Origin of the sequence: Raineyella fluvialis, from assembly GCF_009646095.1 — a bacterium.
In the GTDB taxonomy this organism is placed as follows: Bacteria; Actinomycetota; Actinomycetes; order Propionibacteriales; family Propionibacteriaceae; genus Raineyella; species Raineyella fluvialis.
Map to the genome: position 1 here is coordinate 544,342 of NZ_CP045725.1, position 15,850 is coordinate 560,191.

A 15,850-nucleotide genomic window follows, 5' to 3' on the forward strand; every position below is an offset into this window, starting at 1 on the left:
GGATCTAGTCGGGCGGGAGCGCCCCCAGCGCGCGCAGATCGAGCTCGATGTCCAGCAGCGTGAGATCAGTCTCCGGACGTCGGCCCGCCGCCAGGTCGAGCTCGCGCAGCTGGCGGTGCAGCGCGCGGAAGCAGCTCACCGCCTCCGCACGCCGTCCCACCTGGCTGGCCAACCGGGCGTACGCCAGGCCCACCTCGACCGCGATCTCGCCGTGCCGACCGCCGGGGCCGCCGGCCCAGTCGCACAGCTCGGACAGACCCGTCAGGATCTCCCGCCACATCTCCATCGGGCGTGCCCGGCTGACGCCGTGCCCCGTGAGCACCGGCACCAGCTCCCGGTAGATCCCCACGGCCCGCAACGGCCCGAACCGCGCGCGTTCCCCACCACAGCTGACCATCCAGAAGGCGAAACGCGACCTGATCGGCAGACCCCCCTCGTCCTCGGGTGACAGCCAGATGACGGCCGGCTCGAGCAGCTTCCCCAGCCGCCGTACGGACGCCCCGGTCTGGGCATGCCGACGGGCCACGTACCACAGCGCGGTGACCTCGGCGGCGTCGCGGATCGGTTTGTCCGCGACGAAGGCGGCCAGGGCCCAGCACGCCTCCCGGGCCAGCGGATCGGACGTGTCGATCTCGTACGGCGCCGTCGTGTGGGCCGCGACGAAGGCCCGTAGCCGCTCGGCCAGCTCTATCAGCTCGAGGGGCGACGGCTCGGCGGGAAGGTCGCGACCGAGGTGCTCGGCGCCCTTCCGGGGCTGTGGGACCCACGGCAGACCGACGGCCTCGCCGTGGTCCGGCTCGTGCGGATCAGGGTCATGCGGGTGGTGGGACACGGGGACCTCCCCGGGATCCGGCCCGCCCATCGTGCGACGGGCCTCGTCCCGCCAGTGTGCCAGCAGGGCGCGCCGGAAGCCAGCGTCGCCGGTGGCGCGGTCAGTCCGCCAGCGGACCGAACGGCACGCCGAGACGACCCAGCATCTCCTCGCCGCCGTCGGGCGCGGTGAGCACCCAGACCCCCTTCGGGGTGCAGGTGACGGTGTGCTCCCAGTGCGCGGCGGGGCTCCCGTCCACGGTGACGACCGTCCAGTCGTCGTCGAGCACCTGGTTGTCCGCCGATCCGAGGGTGACCATCGGTTCGACGCAGAAGGCCAGGCCCCGGCTGATCCGGGGGCCCTTGCCGGGGCGTCCGTAGTTGGGCACGTCCGGCGGCTGGTGCATCTCGGTACCGATGCCGTGCCCGACGTATTCGCGCACGATGCCGTACGGCCCGGCGTTCTCGACGTAGGCCTCGACGGCGGCGCCGACGTCCCCGATCCGGCCGTTGAGGCGCGCGGCGGCGATGCCGGCCCACATGGCCCCCTCGGTGACGTCGCTCAGCCTCTGCCGGGTCGGGTCGGCGGTGCCGACCTGGACCGTCCGCGCCGAGTCCCCGTGCCAGCCGCCGACGATGGCGCCCCCGTCGACGGAGAGGGTGTCACCGTCGGCCAGGACGTAGTCGTTGGGCATCCCGTGGACGATCACCTCGTTGACCGACAGGCAGACGACGCCCTTGAAGCCACCGTGGCCCCGGGAATCAGCGCCGTACTCGAGGAAGTTCGAGTCCGCCCCGTGCCGGGCGAGGGTGTCGCGCCCGATCTGGTCCAGCTCCCGCAGCGTCACCCCCGCCCGCGCCTCGGCGGTGATGGCGTCCAGCAGGTCGGCGACGACCAGCCCCGCCCGGCGCATCAGGCGGAGCTGGTCGTCGGTCTTGATCTCGATACCGCGGTTGCCTCGGAACACTCAGGCCCTCACGGCATCGAGCGCCGCGGCGATCCGCTGCCCGACCTCGTCGATCTCGCCCAGGCCGTCGACCTCGACCAGCAGCCCCCGCTGGGCGTACGTCGCCAGCAGCGGAGCGGTCTCCTCGTCGTAGACGCGCAAGCGGGTCCGGATGGTCTCCTCGTTGTCATCGGCGCGACCCTCGATCTCGGCCCGCTTGAGCAGCCGGGCGACGACCTCGTCGGTGTCCGCGGTGAGGGAGACGACGGCGTCCAGGGTGACGCCGAGCTCCTCGAGCATGCCGTCGAGGGCCTCCACCTGGGCCAGCGTGCGCGGGTAGCCGTCGAGCAGGAAGCCCTGCGCGGCGTCCTCCTCGGCGAGCCGGTTACGGACCAGGCCGTTGGTGATGTCGTCGCCGACGTAGCCGCCGGAGTTCATGATCTCCTTGACCTTCAGACCGAGCGGGGTCTCGTTCTTCACGTTGGTCCGGAAGATGTCGCCGGTGGAGATCGCCGGGATGCCGTAGCGGGCGGCGATGCCCTTGGCCTGCGTACCCTTGCCCGCGCCGGGCGGACCCATGATCAGAAGCCTCATCGGAGGAACCCTTCGTAGTTGTGCTGCTGGAGCTTGGACTCGATCTGCTTGATGGTGTCCAGGCCGACTCCCACGATGATCAGCAGCGAGGTGCCGCCGAAGGGGAAGTTCTGGTTGGCCTGGAAGAGGATGAACGCGATGGAGGGGATCAACGCGATCAGCGCCAGGTAGAGCGACCCGGGGGCGGTGAGTCGGCTGAGGACGTACGACAGGTACTTCTCCGTCGGTCTGCCCGCCCGGATGCCCGGGATGAACCCGCCGTACTTCTTCATGTTGTCGGCGATCTCCTCGGTGTTGAAGGTGATCGCGACATAGAAGTAGGCGAAGAAGATGATCAGCACCGCGTACGTCGCGACGTAGACGGGGTGGGACATCGAGCCGAAGTACTTGCTCACCCACTGCGCCGCCGCCCCGGTCGGCCGGAACGTCGAGAAGAGGACCGGCAGGTAGAGCATCGACGAGGCGAAGATGACCGGGATGACGCCGGCCTGGTTGACCTTCACCGGGATGTAGGTGGAGGTGCCGCCGCGCAGCTTACCGCCGATCATCTTCTTGGCGTACTGCACGCCGATGCGCCGCTGGCCCTGCTCGATGTAGACGACCGCGGCCATCACGGCGAGGCCGACCAGGATGACCAGCCCCATGATCACCCAGCCCTGCTGACCCGGACGCGACTGGCGCACGGAGGCCAGGCCGTTGGGGAACTGGGCGGCGACGGAGGTGAAGATCAGCACGGACATGCCGTTGCCGACGCCCTTCTCGGTGATCAGCTCGCCGAGCCACATCACCAGGCTGGTGCCGGCGGTCATCGTCAGGATCATCACGATGATCGGGAACAGGCCGGTGCCGTAGACCAGGCCGGTGCAGCCGGGGATCAGCTGGTCGTTCACCGCGAGCGTGACGAAGGCGGTGGACTGCATGACCGCCAGCAGGATGGTCAGGTAACGGGTGTACTGGGTGATCTTCTCCTGGCCCTGGCCACCCTCCTTGCGCAGCGTCTCCAGCCGCGGGATCACCACGGTGAGCAGCTGAAGGATGATCGAGGAGGTGATGTAGGGCATCACGCCGAGGGCGAAGATCGCCAGCTTCAGCAACGCCCCACCGGAGAACATGTTCAGCATCGACGCGAAGCCGGCCTGTCCGCCCGCCGCCAGCGCGCGACACGTGTCGACCTGCTGGACGTTGACGTTCGGGATCGGGATCGCCGATCCGAGCCGGAAGATGACGATGATCCCCAGTGAGAAGAGGATCTTGTTCCGAAGATCGGGCGTCCGGAAGGCATTGGTGAATGCGGAGAGCACCGTGCCCCTCTCTTGTACGACGACATCTGGTGCCGGGCCGACACGAATCGTACGACCGGCGCGTCGGACACGCTCCGGACGGAGCATGCCGCTCGACTCTATCAACTGTGGGCCCCGGCCAGCTCGGGACCAAATCCGGGGCACGCCGCTGGCGCTGGGCGGCACGGCCACTGCCCCGGAACGACCACAGGGGCGGCCCCCTTTTCGGGGACCGCCCTTGTCGTCAGTCAGGTGTGGATCAGAGGGACTCGGCGGTGCCGCCGGCGGCCTCGATCTTCTCCTTGGCGGATGCCGAGAACTTGTCGGCCTTGACCTGGAGCTTCACCGACAGTTCGCCGGCGCCCAGGACCTTGACCGGCCAACCGTCACGGACGGCGCCCTTGGCGACCAGGTCCTGGACAGTGACCTCGCCACCCTCCGGGAAGAGGGTCGCGAGCTTGTCCAGGTTCACGACCTGGTACTCGACGCGGAACGGGTTCTTGAAGCCTCGCAGCTTCGGGACCCGCATGTGCATCGGCATCTGGCCACCCTCGAAGTTCTCCGGGGTGTTCTTGCGAGCGCCGGTGCCCTTGGTGCCACGGCCCGAGGTCTTACCCTTGGAGCCCTCACCACGGCCGACACGGATCCGATCCCGCTTGGATCCGGGAGCCGGCTGGAGATCATGCAGCTTGATCGCCATGGTCAGTCAACCTCCTCAACGGTGACCAGGTGGCGGACCGTACGGACCATGCCACGGATGGCCGGGTTGTCGGGCTGCTCGACGGACTGGCCGATCTTCCGCAGGCCGAGACCCCGGAGGGTCTTGCCCATCTGCGGCTTCTCGCCGACGACGCCCTTGATCTGGGTGATCTGCAGCTTCGACATCAGGAAGCCACCTCCTGCTTGGCCTCTTCGCGAGCCCGCAGCAGCGCGGCCGGAGCCACGTCCGCCACCGGCTTCGTACGACGCTTGGCGACGTCCTCGGGCTCCTCCAGCATCTTCAGCGCGACCTCGGTGGCGTGCACCACATTGATCGCGTTCGACGAGCCGAGGGACTTGGCCAGAACGTCCTGGATACCGGCGCACTCGAGTACGGCGCGGACGGCACCACCGGCGATCACACCGGTACCGGGCGCGGCCGGGCGCAGCATGACCACGCCGGCGGCCTTCTCGCCCTGGACCGGGTGCGGGATCGTCTTCTGGATGCGGGGGACGCGGAAGAAGTTCTTCTTCGCCTCCTCGACACCCTTGGCGATCGCCGCCGGCACCTCCTTGGCCTTGCCGTAGCCGACACCGACCGTGCCGTCACCGTCGCCCACCACGACCAGCGCGGTGAAGCTGAAGCGACGGCCGCCCTTGACGACCTTGGCAACGCGGTTGATGGTCACCACGCGCTCGATGAACTGGTTCTTTTCCTCGGTGTTCCGGCCGCCTCGACGATCGTCACGGCCGCGACGCTCGCCACGGCCGCCGCTGCGGCCCTGGTTCTCACTCATCGCTTTCTATTCCTCTCGTCGTTGCTCAGAAGTCCAGACCGGCCTCGCGCGCGCCATCGGCGAGCGCAGCGACACGACCCTGGTACTTGTAGCCGGCGCGGTCGAAGACGACCTGCTCGACCCCTGCGGACTTCGCACGCTCGGCGACAAGTGCGCCGACCTTGCGAGCCTTGGCCGACTTGTCGCCCTCGAGAGAGCGCAGATCGGCTTCCATCGTCGACGCCGACGCGAGGGTACGACCCTGCGTGTCGTCGATCACCTGAACGAACATGTGCTTGGTCGAACGGGTGACGACGAGGCGCGGACGCTCCGCCGAACCGAAGATCTTCTTGCGACCGCGCACCTGGCGGCGCTGCTTCGAGGCAGCCTTCGGCGCGGCGTTCTTGTTGTGCGTCAGGGAGATACCCATCGTCACTTACCTGCCTTTCCGGCCTTGCGGCGGACGTGCTCGCCCTCGTACCGGACACCCTTGCCCTTGTACGGCTCGGGCTTGCGGATCTTGCGGATGTTCGCGGCGACCTCGCCGACCAGCTGCTTGTCGATGCCCTGCACCGCGAAGTGCGTCGGGTTCTCGACGGTGAAGGTGATGCCCTCGGGGGCGTCCACGATCACCGGGTGCGAGAAGCCGAGGTTGAACTCGAGCTGCTTGGGGCCCTTGGCCTGGACGCGGTAACCGACGCCCTGGATCTCGAGCTTCTTCTCGTAGCCCTGGGTCACACCGGTGACCATGTTGCTGACGAGGGTGCGGGTCAGGCCGTGCAGCGAGCGGTTCATCCGCTCGTCGTCCGGGCGCTCGACGATCAGCTCGCCGGCGTCGTTGCGGCCGACGGTGATCGGCTGGGCGACCTGGTGGGCGAGTTCGCCCTTCGGACCCTTGACCGTGACCTGCTGGCCGTCAAGGGTGACCTCAACGCCGGACGGGACGCTGATCGGGAGCCTTCCAATTCGGGACATGGTGTTCTCTCCTCTCGGTCTCGTCCGTCACCACACGTAGGCGAGGACTTCCCCACCCACGCTCTTGGCCTTGGCCTCGCGGTCGGTCAGCAGACCCTGCGAGGTGGAGATGATGGCGATGCCGAGGCCACCGAGGACCTTCGGCAGGTTGGTCGACTTGGCATAGACCCGCAGACCCGGCTTGGAGATACGGCGGACACCGGCGATGGAACGCTCGCGGTCCTCTCCGTACTTCAGGGTCACGGTCAGGGTCTTGCCGACCTCGCCTTCGGCGGGATCGGCGACCTTGTAGTCGTCGATGTAGCCCTCCTGCTTGAGGATCTCGGCGATACCGGCCTTGATCTTCGAGTGGGGCATGGACGCCTCGTCATGGAACGCCTGGTTGGCGTTACGCAGACGCGTCAGCATGTCTGCGATCGGATCGGTCATGCTCATGGCTCAGGAAGCCTCTTTCTCACTGCGGTTTCCGGAGCGGCGCTCCGGACCTGCGGCGTTGGAGTGTGAAATCGTGGGATGCGGTGCCGTACGGGCGGCTGCCCGCCAGTGGCCCGCGTACGCGGCGCGGGCCCGCTCCGGGGAGCGGGAGCACACCGCGTACGCGCGGCTCACCAGGACGACTTGGTGATGCCGGGAAGCTCGCCCTTGTGCGCCAGGTCGCGCAGGCAGATCCGGCACAGGCCGAACTTGCGGTACACGGAGTGCGAACGGCCGCACTTCTGGCAGCGGGTGTAGCCCTGGACGCCGAACTTCGGCTTGCGGGACTGCTTGACCTTCAGACCAGTCTTTGCCATCAGTTACTCACTTCTTCCCACGGGAGTAGCGCGGGCCCTTGGCCTTGGCCTTGGCCTTCTTCGGGGTGTCGTTGAAGGGGAAGCCGAGCTGCTTGAGCAGCGCGCGACCCTCCTCATCGTTGGTCGCCGAGGTGACGATCGTGATGTCCATGCCACGGGTGCGATCGATCCGGTCCTGGTCGATCTCGTGGAACATCACCTGCTCGGTGAGACCGAAGGTGTAGTTGCCCTTGCCGTCGAACTGCCACTGGTTCAGCCCGCGGAAGTCGCGGATACGCGGCAGTGCGAGGGTGAGCAGCCGGTCGAGGAACTCCCACATCCGGTCGCCGCGGAGGGTGACGTGCGCGCCGATGGCCTGGCCCTCGCGGAGCTTGAACTGGGCGATCGACTTGCGGGCGTTGGTGACCTGCGGCTTCTGACCGGTGATCGCGGTCAGGTCCTTCAGGGCACCGTCCATCACCTTGGAATCACGAGCGGCGTCGCCGACACCCATGTTCACGGTGATCTTCACCAGGCCCGGGATCAGCATCGGGTTGGCGTAGCTGTACTCCTGCTGGAGCGCCGGGGCGATCTGCTCGCGGTACTTCGTCTTCAGCCGGGGCACCTCACGGGTGACGGCTTCGGTCGTGGTGGCTTCGGTGGTCGACATCAGAACTCCTCCCCCGTGGCCTTGGCGATGCGCACGCTGCGGGTGCCCTCGTACGTCGTGCCGTCGGCGCGGGTCTTGGTGACCGTCTCGCGCTTGTGACCGACGCGGGTGACGACCTCGACACCGTCCTTCTTCACGACGGGCTGCACGTTCGAGACGTGGATCGGGGCCTCGGACGACACGATGCCGCCCTTCTCCACCCGCCCACCGGCCTGACGGTCGGTGAGGTGGCGCTTGACGATGTTGACACCCTGGACGGTGACGCGATCGTTGCTGGGATCGACGGCGATGATCTCGCCGACGGTGCCCTTGTCCTTGCCCGAGATGACCTTGACGCGGTCACCCTTCTTCACGTGGAGCTTCTTCTGGGCTGCCATGTCAGATCACCTCCGGAGCGAGCGAGATGATGCGCATGAACTTCTTGTCACGCAGCTCACGGCCGACAGGCCCGAAGATGCGGGTGCCGCGGGGCTCCCCGTCGTTCTTCAGGATGACGGCGGCGTTCTCGTCGAACTTGATGTACGAGCCGTCGGGGCGACGGGTCTCCTTGACGGTACGGACCACGACGGCCTTGACGACCTCACCCTTCTTGACGTTCCCACCGGGGATGGCGTCCTTCACGGTGCAGACGATGGTGTCGCCGAGGCCGGCGTAGCGACGACCGGAACCGCCGAGAACACGGATGCAAAGGAGTTCCTTCGCACCAGTGTTGTCGGCGACCTTCAGTCGCGACTCCTGCTGGATCATCTTCTATCTCCTGGTTGTCCCACCGGTTCCCCCGTTGCCGAGGGCCTGGTGGAACTCGATGTGGTTACTTGGCCTTCTCGACGATCTCGATGAGACGCCAACGCTTGTCACGCGAGGTGGGTCGGGTCTCCATGATGCGAACGCGGTCACCGATGCCGGCTTCGTTGTTCTCGTCGTGGGCCTTGTACCGCGCGGTCTGACGCATCACCTTGCCGTAGAGGGAGTGCTTCTTGCGCTCCTCGACGGTGACCACGATGGTCTTCTGCATCTTGTCGCTGACGACGTAACCGGTCAGCACCTTGCGGCGACCGCGCTCGACGGCGCCGGCCTCGTTCTGGGTCTGCTCGCTCATGCGTCTGCCTTCTCATCCTTCTCGGCCGCACCGGCGGCGACCGCCTGGTCCGGGTCGTCCACGATCCCGAGGTTGCGCTCCTGGAGCACGGTGTAGATCCGGGCGATGTCCTTGCGGACCTCACGCAGACGACCGTGCGACTCGAGCTGCCCGGTCGCATGCTGGAAGCGGAGGTTGAAGAGTTCCTTCTTCAGCTCCACGACCTTCTCGTTGAGGGCCTCGCGGCTCATCTGGCGCAGATCGGCTGCGCTGGTGGTCTTCGCCATCAGTTCTCACCTGCCTCGCGCTTGATGAAGCGCGCCTTCATCGGGAGCTTGTGGATCGCCAGGCGCATGGCCTCGCGAGCCACCTCCTCGGCAACACCGGAGATCTCGAACATCACGGCACCGGCCTTGACGTTCGCGATCCACCACTCCGGGGTGCCCTTACCGGAACCCATCCGGGACTCGGCGGGGTGCTTGGTCATCGGGCGGTCCGGGTAGATGTTGATCCAGACCTTGCCGCCACGCTTCATGTGACGGGTCATGGCGATACGAGCGGACTCGATCTGCCGGTTGGTGACGTAGGCGTTGGACAGTGCCTGGATGCCGTAGTCACCGAAAGCGAGCGCGGTGCCACCCTTGGCGGCGCCGGAGCGCCCCGGGTGGTGCTGCTTGCGGTACTTCACTCGACGGGGGATCAGCATGGCTATCAGGCTCCTGCGTTCTCGGTCGCGGAGGCAGCGTCCCCACCCTGGGCGGGAGCTGCCGCAGCATCCTGGCGACGACGGCCACCGCGGTCGGGGCGATCCCCACGGCCACGGCCACCGCGCGCCGGGCGCTGACGCTGGCTGGTGTTCTGACGGGCGGCCTTCTGGGCGGCGCGCTCGGCGCGGGTCCCGGAGACGTCACCCTTGTAGATCCAGACCTTCACGCCGATCCGGCCGAAGGTCGTCCGGGCCTCGTAGAAGCCGTAGTCGACATCGGCACGCAGGGTGTGCAGCGGCACGCGACCCTCGCGGTAGAACTCCGAGCGGCTCATCTCGGCGCCGCCGAGACGACCGGAGCACTGGATCCGGATGCCCTTGGCACCGGCGCGCATGGCCGACTGCTGGGCCTTGCGCATCGCGCGGCGGAAGGCCACGCGGGCGCCGAGCTGCTCGGCCACGCCCTGGGCGACCAGCTGAGCATCGGTGTCGGGGTCCTTGACCTCGAGGATGTTCAGCTGCACCTGCTTGCCGGTCAGCTTCTCCAGCTGGCCACGGACGCGCTCCGCCTCGGCGCCGTTACGGCCGATGACGATGCCCGGACGAGCGGCGTACAGGTAGATGGTCACCCGCTCGGAGCGACGCTCGATCTCCACATTGGAGATGCCGGCGCGCTCGAGGTTGGAGTGGATCCACTCGCGGATCTTGGTGTCCTCGCCGACGAACTCGGCGTACTGCTTGTCCGCGTACCAGCGGCTCACGTGATCGGTCGTGACACCGAGTCGGAAGCCGTTCGGGTTGATCTTCTGACCCATGCTCAGGCCTCCTTCTTCTTGGACTCGGTGCCGTTCGAGCGGGGCTCGACGACGACAGTGATGTGGCTGGAACGCTTCAGGATGCGGCTGGCCGACCCCTTGGCGCGGGGGCGGATCCGACGCATGGTCATGCCCTCGTCCACGAACGCCTGCGAGATGTACAGGTCGTTGCGGCGCAGACCATCGGTGTTCTCCGCGTTGGCGGCGGCCGAGGCCACCACCTTGGAGACCGGCAGTGCGGCCGCCTGCGGGGCGAACTTCAGGGTGTCCAGGGCGGTGTTGACGTCCATCCCGCGGACCATGTCCACCACGCGGCGGACCTTCTGGGCCGACATCCGGACCTGCTTGGCGATCGCGTAGTTACCGGGGCGATCGCCGAGCAGGGCCGCGCGACGGCTCGGCCGTGCCTTGTCAGTGTTGCTCATTGGCTCTCAACTTCCTCGGTCTCAGCGCCGACGCGACTTGCGGTCGTCCTTGATGTGGCCCTTGAACGTACGGGTGGGCGCGAACTCACCCAGCTTGTGGCCGACCATCGCGTCGGTGACGAACACCGGCACGTGCTTGCGACCGTCGTGCACCGCGATGGTGTGCCCGATCATGTCCGGCAGGATCATCGAGCGGCGCGACCAGGTCTTGATGACGTTCTTGGTGCCCTTCTCGTTCTGCGCGTCCACCTTCTTCCACAGGTGGTCGTCGACGAAGGGGCCCTTCTTCAGACTGCGAGGCATGTTCTACCTTCCCTTCCTCGATCAGCGCTTCTTGCCGGACTTGCGACGCCGCACGATGTCGCGGTTACTGGCCTTGTTCTTGTCACGCGTACGACCCTCGGGCTTGCCCCAGGGCGACACGGGGTGACGGCCACCGGACGTACGGCCCTCACCACCACCGTGCGGGTGGTCGATCGGGTTCATGACCACACCGCGGACGGTCGGGCGCTTGCCCTTCCAGCGGTTGCGGCCGGCCTTGCCCCAGTCGATGTTCGACTGCTCGGCGTTGCCGACCTCACCGACGGTGGCGCGGCAGCGGACGTCGACCATGCGCATCTCGCCCGAGGGCAGACGCAGCGTGGCCTTCTTGCCCTCACGGGCGACCAGCTGGACCGACGCGCCGGCGGAGCGGCCCATCTTGGCGCCGCCACCGGGACGCAGCTCCACGGCGTGAACCGTGGTGCCGACCGGGATGGAGCGCAGCGGCAGGTTGTTGCCGGGCTTGATGTCGGCGCCCTCACCGGCCACGACCTGGGCCCCCTGGAGGAGGTCCTTCGGTGCGATGATGTAGCGCTTCTCGCCGTCGGCGTAGTGCAGCAGTGCGATGCGGGCGGTGCGGTTCGGGTCGTACTCGATGTGAGCGACCTTGGCCGGCACGCCGTCCTTGTCGTAGCGCTTGAAGTCGATCAGGCGGTAGGCCTGCTTGTGCCCGCCACCGATGTGGCGGGTGGTGATCCGGCCGTTGTTGTTACGGCCGCCGGTCTTCGGCTTCGCGACGAGCAGCGACTTCTCCGGCGTCGACCGGGTCAGCTCGACGAAGTCGGCAACCGACGAGCCACGGCGGCCCGGCGTTGTCGGCTTGTACTTACGGATACCCATAGGATGCGTTCCTTGTCTCAGCGAGGAGCCCCGGTCAGTCGACCGAGCCTCCGAAGATGTCGATGCGCTGGCCGTCGGCGACCGTGACGATTGCACGCTTGGTGTCGGGGCGCTTGCCCACGCCGAACTTGTTCCGGCGCGTCTTGCCCTGGCGGTTGATGGTGTTCACCGCGACGACCTTGACGCCGAAGACCTTCTCGACCGCGATCTTGATCTCGGTCTTGTTGGCACCCGGGCTCACCAGGAACGTGTACTTGTTCTGGTCGATCAGGCCGTAGCTCTTCTCGGAGACCACCGGCTCGAGCAGCACGTCGTGGTGGTCACGGATCTTCAGGGGCTCGGTCACTTCTGCTCCTCTTCGACGTTGCGCGTGCCGACGAAGGACTCCAGGGCGGCCTGGGTGAAGACCACGTCGTCCGCGTTCAGCACGTCGTACGCGTTCAGCTGGTCGGGGACCAGCAGGTGCACGCTGGCGGCGTTGCGGAGGCTCAGCTGGGCCATCTCCTCGTCGCGGTTGACGACGACGAGCAGCTTGCGGGCCTGCGACACGGTGCCGAGGGACTCGACGGCGGTCTTGGTGGACGGCTTCTCGTCGAGGCCGAATCCGGTCACGACCAGCAGGTTGCCGTCACGGAAACGATCGGTCAGCGAGCCGTAGAGGGCCGCGGCGATCATCTTCTTGGGCGTCCGCTGGGCGTACGAGCGCGGCTGCGGGCCGTGCGCGACGCCACCACCGGTCCACTGGGGAGAGCGGATCGAGCCCTGGCGAGCGCGGCCGGTGCCCTTCTGGCGCCACGGCTTCTTGCCGCCGCCGGAGACCTCGGCGCGGGTCTTGACCTTGTGGGTGCCCTGGCGGGCAGCGGCCAGCTGGGCGGTCACGACCTGGTGGATCAGTGCGATGTTCGGCTCGACGTCGAAGATCTCGGCGGGGAGATCAGCGGTGCCGGCCTTCTTGCCCTGGGCGTCCAGGACGTCGATGGTCAGGGTGCTCATGCGGCCTTCCCTTCCGTGGCAGCCTTCTTGGCGGCGCTGCGGAGAACGACCAGACCACCCTTGGTGCCAGGGATCGCGCCCTTGACCAGGATGAGGCCCTTCTCGACGTCGACCGCGTGGACCTTGAGGTTCTGCACCGTCTTCTTGTCCACGCCCATCCGGCCGGCCATCCGCATGCCGCGGAACACGCGACCCGGGGTGGAGCAGCCACCGATGGAACCCGGCGAGCGGTGCTTGCGGTGGACACCGTGGCCGGCGCCGAGGCCCTTGAAGCCGTGGCGCTTCATCACACCGGCGGTGCCGTGACCGCGGGTGATGCCGGTGACATCGACGAACTCGCCGTCAGCGAAGACGTCGGCGGTCAGCTCCTGGCCGACCTCGTACTCGGCGGCGTCGACGGTGCGCAGCTCCATCAGGTGCCGGCGCGGCGTCACGCCGGCCTTCTCGAAGTGGCCAGCCATCGGCTTGGTGACCTTCTTGGCCTTGACCGCGCCGAAGCCGAGCTGGACGGCGGAGTAGCCGTCGCTCTCGGGCGTACGGACCTGGGTCACGACACAGGGGCCGGCCTGGATGACGGTCACGGGGACGATCTTGTTGTCGGCGTCCCAGACCTGGGTCATGCCGAGCTTGGTGCCCAGCAGGCCCTTCACCTTGCGTTCAGTGCTCATGATTCAGACGTCCTCAGAGCTTGATCTCGATGTCGACACCGGCGGGAAGGTCGAGGCGCATAAGCGAGTCGACCGTCTTCGGCGTCGGATCGATGATGTCGATGAGCCGCTTGTGCGTACGCATCTCGAAGTGCTCGCGGCTGTCCTTGTACTTGTGGGGCGAACGGATCACACAGAACACGTTCTTTTCCGTGGGCAGCGGCACCGGGCCGGCAACCTGGGCACCAGTTCGCGTCACCGTATCGACGATCTTGCGCGCCGAGGAGTCGATGACCTCATGGTCATAGGCCTTCAGCCTGATGCGGATCTTTTGTCCCGCCACAGTTCGTCCTTCTCTCGTGCTTCGGCGGCCACTCGGGTGAGCAGTACCGGTCTACGTTCCTCCACCGCCCTTTCCGGCCGGCGGATCCGCACGATCCGGACGATCGAGCGACCCACGCGGTCGGGCGTGTCGCGTATCCGGGACACAAAAGGGCACAGTTTCCTGGTTCCCAATGCATTTCCCGGGTCGGACGCCTCGATCATCGGAGCCGATGCCTGCGCATCTCCGATGCCCGAGCCGCACCCGCGAACGCGGCGGCCGGACAGCGTGCGCCATCACCCATTACCCTGGGCCCCTGAACGGGACCGACTCCCATGTCGCCCACCGAACCTTCGGTGCGGCGAACCTGCGTGGAGACCCTATGGAATGTAGATGACACCTGCTGCCCAACGGAGCAACCCCACTATGTTGTCATCTCTGGCCGAATGGGGCAAATTGCCCGGGTGGAGGTGGCACGCCACCGGCAACGGTATGGTCGCCCCGTGCAGCAGCGCCCCTCCGTGCCCCAGCGCCTGGCCCTCGTCACCGACACCGAGATCCCCGAGGCGGCCGTCGACGCCGCCCGGGCACTCTTCCCCGGAGGGACCACGCTACGTCATCGCGAGGAGGCGGTGTGGCGGGCCGTCTACCTCGAGGGTGAGGCCCCGGCGCCCGTCGACGTGCGTCCCGTCACCACCGCGTACGCCCTCTCCGGTGCCGTCGTGCACGGCCCCTGCTGGAGGGCCCCCAACTGGTCGTGATGGACGTGGACTCCACTTTCATCAGTTGCGAGGTGATCGAGGAGATCGCCGACGCCGCAGGCTCCCGCGAGGAGGTCACCCGGGTCACCGAACAGGCGATGCGCGGCGAGATCGACTTCGCCGAGAGCCTCGCCGCCCGGGTCGCCACCCTGGCCGGAGTGCCGGCCTCGGTGCTCGACGACGTCACCGCGCGGGTCTCCTACACCCCGGGGCCGAAGCGCTGGTCCGCACCGTGCAGGACGCCGGCGGTCACGTCGGGCTGGTCTCCGGGGGCTTCATCGAGATCGTCGCCCCCCTCGCCGCCCGGCTCGGTATCGACCTGGTCCGCGCGAACCGCCTCGAGGTCGACGACCACGGGCTGCTCACCGGCCGTACGGTCGGCGAGGTGGTCGACCGCAGGGTCAAGGAGCACCAGTTGGGCGTGTTCGCGCAGGCCGTCGGGGCCGACCCGCGTCGTACGGTCGCCATGGGTGACGGGGCCAACGACCTGGCGATGATCGCCGCCGCCGGGCTGGGGGTGGCTTTCTGCGCCAAGCCGGTGGTCCGGGAGCAGGCGCCGGCGCAGATCACCTTCCGTCGGCTCGACGCGCTCTGCGGGCTGCTCGACCTGTGAGGTCGGCCCACGGCTGCCGCCGTGGAGAAAATTCCTGTGTGTGATCTCGACCACCCTGCGAAGCCCAAGCGGCTGACCTAGAGTCCCCCCATGGACGCGGTCCCGTTTGATGCCATCATCCTCGCGGGCGGCCGGGCACGCCGCCTCGACGGCATCTCCAAGCCCGACCTGCTGCTGCGTGGGCACCGCCTGCTCGACCACTCGCTGCGGGCCACCGGCACCGCGCGCCGCCGGGTCGTGGTCGGACCGCCCGAGCTGACCCTGCCCCTCGACGTCCTCCGCACCCAGGAGAGCCCGCCGCACGGCGGCCCGGTGGCGGGGATCGATTCCGGGCTCGGCGTCCTGGATCGCAGCCGGCACCACTCCTCGGGCGCCGACGACCTTCCCGTGCTCGTGCTGGCCTGTGACATCCCACACATCTCCTCGGCCCTGCCGCGCCTCCTGGCGGCCTGCTGCGACGGCACCGACCTGCCGCCCGACGGCGCCCACCTGGTCGACGCCGACGGCCGGGCGCAGTGGCTCGCGGGCGTCTACCGCCCCGCCGCCCTACGCCGCGCGCTGGCCCTGCTGGCCTGCGACGGCGGCATCCGCGATGCCTCGGTCCGCCGGCTGACCGCACACCTCACCCTCACGGCGGTGCCGGTCGAGGGTTCCGAAGCCGCCGACGTCGACACCTGGGCCGACCACGCACACCTGGAGGCACTGGCCCGCGCCGCCGCCCCCGTTCTCCACGGAGTACCCACGGGGGACGCAGATCACACATTTGATTCGGATTTCGGCTGGTAAATACCCCGCCCGTGCCTCAGGA

General features: G+C 67.9%; 28 protein-coding genes. 3 read left to right on the top strand and 25 right to left on the bottom strand.

The features are described 5' to 3' along the window. Positions 1-4: 4 nt before the first annotated feature. From Rai3103_RS02420 to rpsJ, 25 genes are all read right to left on the bottom strand, one after another. Positions 5-832: a hypothetical protein gene (locus Rai3103_RS02420; protein WP_153571254.1), complete on the bottom strand. Its 828-nt coding sequence runs from the start codon at positions 830-832 to the stop codon at positions 5-7. Positions 833-932: 100 nt separating this feature from the next. Beyond that, entirely contained in the window at positions 933-1,778 is an 846-nt protein-coding gene (gene map / locus Rai3103_RS02425) for a type I methionyl aminopeptidase (protein WP_153571255.1), read from the bottom strand. Next, positions 1,779-2,351: an adenylate kinase gene (locus Rai3103_RS02430; RefSeq protein WP_153571256.1), complete on the bottom strand. Its 573-nt coding sequence runs from the start codon at positions 2,349-2,351 to the stop codon at positions 1,779-1,781. Beyond that, positions 2,348-3,652, bottom strand: coding sequence for a preprotein translocase subunit SecY (gene secY, locus Rai3103_RS02435; RefSeq protein WP_153571257.1), 1,305 nt, complete (start codon positions 3,650-3,652; stop codon positions 2,348-2,350). The genes Rai3103_RS02430 and secY overlap by 4 nt, the downstream gene beginning before the upstream one ends. Before the next feature lie 238 nt (positions 3,653-3,890). Then, on the bottom strand, positions 3,891-4,331 hold the full coding sequence (gene rplO / locus Rai3103_RS02440) for a 50S ribosomal protein L15 (RefSeq protein WP_153571258.1): 441 nt from the start codon (positions 4,329-4,331) through the stop codon (positions 3,891-3,893). Between the two features lie 2 nt (positions 4,332-4,333). Beyond that, positions 4,334-4,516, bottom strand: a complete 183-nt coding sequence (rpmD, locus tag Rai3103_RS02445; protein WP_153571259.1) for a 50S ribosomal protein L30 — start codon at positions 4,514-4,516, stop codon at positions 4,334-4,336. Then, positions 4,516-5,127 carry a 30S ribosomal protein S5 gene (gene rpsE / locus Rai3103_RS02450; protein ID WP_153571260.1) on the bottom strand — a complete coding sequence of 204 codons (612 nt, stop codon included), beginning with the start codon at positions 5,125-5,127 and terminating at the stop codon, positions 4,516-4,518. Before rpsE ends, rpmD begins: the two co-directional genes overlap by 1 nt. A 25-nt stretch (positions 5,128-5,152) precedes the next feature. Then, entirely contained in the window at positions 5,153-5,536 is a 384-nt protein-coding gene (gene rplR / locus Rai3103_RS02455) for a 50S ribosomal protein L18 (RefSeq protein ID WP_153571261.1), read from the bottom strand. A gap of 2 nt (positions 5,537-5,538) precedes the next feature. Continuing rightward, the gene (gene rplF, locus Rai3103_RS02460; RefSeq protein ID WP_153571262.1) at positions 5,539-6,081 is read right to left on the bottom strand and encodes a 50S ribosomal protein L6; all 543 of its coding nucleotides are present in this window, start codon (positions 6,079-6,081) and stop codon (positions 5,539-5,541) included. A gap of 27 nt (positions 6,082-6,108) precedes the next feature. Then, positions 6,109-6,516: a 30S ribosomal protein S8 gene (gene rpsH / locus Rai3103_RS02465; RefSeq protein WP_153571263.1), complete on the bottom strand. Its 408-nt coding sequence runs from the start codon at positions 6,514-6,516 to the stop codon at positions 6,109-6,111. 170 nt (positions 6,517-6,686) lie between these two features. Continuing rightward, positions 6,687-6,872 carry a type Z 30S ribosomal protein S14 gene (locus tag Rai3103_RS02470; protein WP_153571264.1) on the bottom strand — a complete coding sequence of 62 codons (186 nt, stop codon included), beginning with the start codon at positions 6,870-6,872 and terminating at the stop codon, positions 6,687-6,689. Between the two features lie 7 nt (positions 6,873-6,879). After that, positions 6,880-7,521 carry a 50S ribosomal protein L5 gene (rplE, locus tag Rai3103_RS02475; protein WP_153571265.1) on the bottom strand — a complete coding sequence of 214 codons (642 nt, stop codon included), beginning with the start codon at positions 7,519-7,521 and terminating at the stop codon, positions 6,880-6,882. Continuing rightward, positions 7,521-7,898, bottom strand: coding sequence for a 50S ribosomal protein L24 (rplX, locus tag Rai3103_RS02480; protein WP_153571266.1), 378 nt, complete (start codon positions 7,896-7,898; stop codon positions 7,521-7,523). Before rplX ends, rplE begins: the two co-directional genes overlap by 1 nt. Position 7,899: 1 nt before the next feature. Continuing rightward, positions 7,900-8,268, bottom strand: coding sequence for a 50S ribosomal protein L14 (gene rplN, locus Rai3103_RS02485; RefSeq protein WP_153571267.1), 369 nt, complete (start codon positions 8,266-8,268; stop codon positions 7,900-7,902). A gap of 64 nt (positions 8,269-8,332) precedes the next feature. Next, a complete protein-coding gene (gene rpsQ / locus Rai3103_RS02490) occupies positions 8,333-8,620 on the bottom strand; it encodes a 30S ribosomal protein S17 (protein ID WP_153571268.1) in 288 nt (95 codons plus the stop codon). Then, a complete protein-coding gene (rpmC, locus tag Rai3103_RS02495) occupies positions 8,617-8,886 on the bottom strand; it encodes a 50S ribosomal protein L29 (RefSeq protein ID WP_153571269.1) in 270 nt (89 codons plus the stop codon). Before rpmC ends, rpsQ begins: the two co-directional genes overlap by 4 nt. Next, the gene (gene rplP, locus Rai3103_RS02500; protein WP_153571270.1) at positions 8,886-9,305 is read right to left on the bottom strand and encodes a 50S ribosomal protein L16; all 420 of its coding nucleotides are present in this window, start codon (positions 9,303-9,305) and stop codon (positions 8,886-8,888) included. The genes rpmC and rplP overlap by 1 nt, the downstream gene beginning before the upstream one ends. 5 nt (positions 9,306-9,310) lie before the next feature. After that, a complete protein-coding gene (gene rpsC, locus Rai3103_RS02505) occupies positions 9,311-10,120 on the bottom strand; it encodes a 30S ribosomal protein S3 (RefSeq protein WP_153571271.1) in 810 nt (269 codons plus the stop codon). Positions 10,121-10,122: 2 nt separating this feature from the next. Continuing rightward, positions 10,123-10,545: a 50S ribosomal protein L22 gene (gene rplV, locus Rai3103_RS02510; protein ID WP_153571272.1), complete on the bottom strand. Its 423-nt coding sequence runs from the start codon at positions 10,543-10,545 to the stop codon at positions 10,123-10,125. Positions 10,546-10,566: 21 nt separating this feature from the next. Then, positions 10,567-10,848 (bottom strand): 30S ribosomal protein S19, encoded by a 282-nt coding sequence (gene rpsS, locus Rai3103_RS02515; protein WP_153571273.1) that lies wholly within the window; start codon positions 10,846-10,848, stop codon positions 10,567-10,569. A gap of 21 nt (positions 10,849-10,869) precedes the next feature. After that, a complete protein-coding gene (gene rplB / locus Rai3103_RS02520; protein WP_153571274.1) occupies positions 10,870-11,706 on the bottom strand; it encodes a 50S ribosomal protein L2 in 837 nt (278 codons plus the stop codon). Between the two features lie 34 nt (positions 11,707-11,740). After that, the gene (gene rplW, locus Rai3103_RS02525; RefSeq protein WP_228489101.1) at positions 11,741-12,052 is read right to left on the bottom strand and encodes a 50S ribosomal protein L23; all 312 of its coding nucleotides are present in this window, start codon (positions 12,050-12,052) and stop codon (positions 11,741-11,743) included. Continuing rightward, entirely contained in the window at positions 12,049-12,699 is a 651-nt protein-coding gene (rplD, locus tag Rai3103_RS02530; RefSeq protein ID WP_153571275.1) for a 50S ribosomal protein L4, read from the bottom strand. Before rplD ends, rplW begins: the two co-directional genes overlap by 4 nt. Continuing rightward, positions 12,696-13,367 (bottom strand): 50S ribosomal protein L3, encoded by a 672-nt coding sequence (gene rplC / locus Rai3103_RS02535; RefSeq protein WP_153571276.1) that lies wholly within the window; start codon positions 13,365-13,367, stop codon positions 12,696-12,698. Before rplC ends, rplD begins: the two co-directional genes overlap by 4 nt. A 13-nt stretch (positions 13,368-13,380) precedes the next feature. Beyond that, a complete protein-coding gene (gene rpsJ, locus Rai3103_RS02540; RefSeq protein ID WP_091414454.1) occupies positions 13,381-13,689 on the bottom strand; it encodes a 30S ribosomal protein S10 in 309 nt (102 codons plus the stop codon). Between the two features lie 482 nt (positions 13,690-14,171). Here rpsJ and Rai3103_RS02545 point away from each other — a divergent pair, with 482 nt between their 5' ends. The 3 genes from Rai3103_RS02545 to mobA all read left to right on the top strand — a co-directional run bounded on the left by Rai3103_RS02545 (position 14,172) and on the right by mobA (position 15,828). Beyond that, on the top strand, positions 14,172-14,429 hold the full coding sequence (locus tag Rai3103_RS02545) for a hypothetical protein (RefSeq protein WP_153571277.1): 258 nt from the start codon (positions 14,172-14,174) through the stop codon (positions 14,427-14,429). Continuing rightward, a complete protein-coding gene (locus Rai3103_RS18930) occupies positions 14,383-15,042 on the top strand; it encodes an HAD family hydrolase (RefSeq protein ID WP_228489102.1) in 660 nt (219 codons plus the stop codon). The genes Rai3103_RS02545 and Rai3103_RS18930 overlap by 47 nt, the downstream gene beginning before the upstream one ends. 90 nt (positions 15,043-15,132) lie before the next feature. After that, positions 15,133-15,828 (top strand): molybdenum cofactor guanylyltransferase, encoded by a 696-nt coding sequence (gene mobA, locus Rai3103_RS02555; protein ID WP_228489103.1) that lies wholly within the window; start codon positions 15,133-15,135, stop codon positions 15,826-15,828. Positions 15,829-15,850 lie beyond the last annotated feature (22 nt).